The 2,280-nt window shown below is 67.8% G+C and carries 2 protein-coding genes and 1 pseudogene; all 3 read left to right on the forward strand.

Features of this window, described 5'->3' with window-relative positions:
* Nucleotides 1-449, forward strand: a 449-nt coding sequence (locus Q0672_RS20125; protein ID WP_298625140.1) for a helix-turn-helix domain-containing protein, incomplete at its 5' end; no start/stop codon positions are given.
* A gap of 49 nt (nt 450-498) precedes the next feature.
* Complete coding sequence (gene trkA, locus Q0672_RS20130) at nt 499-1,926, forward strand: Trk system potassium transporter TrkA (RefSeq protein WP_298625142.1); 1,428 nt, start codon at nt 499-501, stop codon at nt 1,924-1,926.
* Nucleotides 1,926-2,280: pseudogene (locus Q0672_RS20135) on the forward strand (TrkH family potassium uptake protein); the annotation flags it as partial. The gene trkA and the pseudogene Q0672_RS20135, both read left to right, overlap by 1 nt.

Consider the following 2,280-nt stretch of genomic DNA (forward strand, 5'->3'; position numbering starts at 1 on the left):
CCCTCGGCGAGATCCGCGACGAGATCCCCGAGATCGCCAGCCAGATCCTGCTCCATTACGTGGAAGCCAGCGAGGTGCCCGCCCGCCGCCTGTCCTCCGCCGCCCTCAACGCCCTGCGCAACCGCGCCTGGCCCGGCGGCTACGGCGAACTCAAGGCCGCGGTCAAATCCCTGGCGCTGGGCACCCTCGAAGAGGAGATCGGGATGGACGACGTCGCCCACCTGCTCGGCAAGACGCCCTCCTCCGCCCTCGGCCTGCCCCTCGACCTGCCCCTGCGCGAAGCCCGCGAGATCTTCGAGCGCCTGTACTTCGAGCACCACCTGCAGCTCGACGGCGGCAACATGACCCGCCTGGCCGAAAAGACCGGCCTCGAACGCACCCACCTGTACCGCAAGCTCAAGCAGCTGGGCATCAGCGTCGGCAAGCGTCACGACGAGCACGGCAGCTAGCCCGACAAGAACAACAACGCGCCCCGGCCCCAACCGGGAGGAGACAACGATGAAGATCATCATCCTGGGGGCCGGCCAGGTCGGCACCTCCGTGGCCGAGAGCCTCGTCTCCGAGGCCAACGACATCACCGTCGTCGACAGCCACATCGAGCACCTCAACGCCCTGCAGGAACGGCTCGACCTGCGCGTGGTGCCGGGCAACGCCGCGTCGCCCTCCATCCTCGACGCCGCCGGCGCGGGCGACGCCGACCTGCTGATCGCCGTCACCCAGTCGGACCAGACCAACCTGTGCGCCTGCCGGGTCGCCAAGACGCTGTTCAACGTACCAACCCGCATCGCCCGCCTGCGTGCCGCCGACTACGAGGACCACCCGGAGCTCCTCGACGACAGCAACTTCGCCGTAGACCACTCCATCTGCCCCGAGCAGATCGTCACCGACTACATCCGCAAGCTGATCGAGTTCCCCGAGGCCCTGCAGGTGCTGGAGTTCGCCGACGGGATGGTGACGATGATCGCCGTGCGCGCCTTTGAAGGCGGCCTGCTGGTGGGCAAGCCCCTCAAGAGCATCCCCCAGCGCCTGCCCAACATCGACGCCCGGGTGGCCGCCATCTTCCGCCGCGAGCAGCCCATCGCGCCCCATGGCGACACCGTCATCGAAAGCGGCGACGAAGTCTTCATCCTGGCCGCCACCTCCCACATCCGCAAGGTGATGTCCGAGCTGCGCCGGATGGACACCCCGATCCGCCGGGTCATCATCGCCGGCGGCGGCAACATCGGCATGCGCCTCGCCAAGGCCATCGAGAAGACGGTTCACGTGAAGCTCATCGAGCACGACCGGCGCCGCGCCGAGGTCCTCGCCACCGGGCTCGAACGCACCCTGGTGCTGCGCGGCGACGCCACCGACGAAGCCCTCCTCGACGCAGAGAGCATCGAGGAGACCGACATGTTCCTCGCCCTCACCAACGACGAAGAAGACAACATCATGTCCGCGTCGCTGGCCAAGCAGATGGGCGCGCGGCGCACCCTGGCGCTCATCAACCGCAAGTCCTACGTGGATCTGGTGCAGGGCGGGCGTATCGACATCGCCATCTCGCCGGCCCAGACTTCCATCGGCCAGCTCCTCGCCCGCGTCCGCCGCGGCGACGTGGCTGCCGTCCACAGCTTGCGCCGGGGCGCCGCCGAGGCGCTGGAGATCGTCGCCCACGGCGACGCCAAACACTGCAAGGTGATCGGCCGGCGCGTCGACGAGCTCGACCTGCCCGACGGCGCCACCATCGCCGCCATCGTCCGCAAAACCGGCCAGAGCCGCACCGAATACAAGGAGCTGGTGCCCTACGAGGTGCCCATCTTCGAGGTCATCATCGCCCACCACGACACCGTGATCCGCGCCGAAGACCACGTCATCATCTTCTGCACCAGCAAGAAGCTCGTCGCCCAGGTCGAGAAGCTGTTCCAGGTCGGCTGGGGGTTCTTCTGATGGACGCCCTGCTGCCCGTCGCCAACGTCCTCGGTCGCCTGCTGTCGATCTTCAGCCTCGCCTACCTGATGCCCATCGCCGCGGCGATCTACTTCGACGACGGCACCACCGCCGACTTCGTCGCCGCGATGGTGATCTCCCTCGGCAGCGGCCTCATCCTCTACGCCGTCACCCGCTCCAGCTACCGCGAGCTCAAGCCCCGCGACGGCTTCCTGCTGGTGTCCACGGTGTGGGCGCTGATGGCCGCCATCGCCACCATCCCGCTGCTCCTGGTGTACGACACCATGAGCTTCACGGATGCCTTCTTCGAAACCATGTCGGGCCTCACCACCACCGGCTCGACGATCATGACCG

This window comes from uncultured Zoogloea sp. (genome assembly GCF_937894855.1).
Taxonomy (GTDB): Bacteria; Pseudomonadota; Gammaproteobacteria; order Burkholderiales; family Rhodocyclaceae; genus Zoogloea; species Zoogloea oryzae.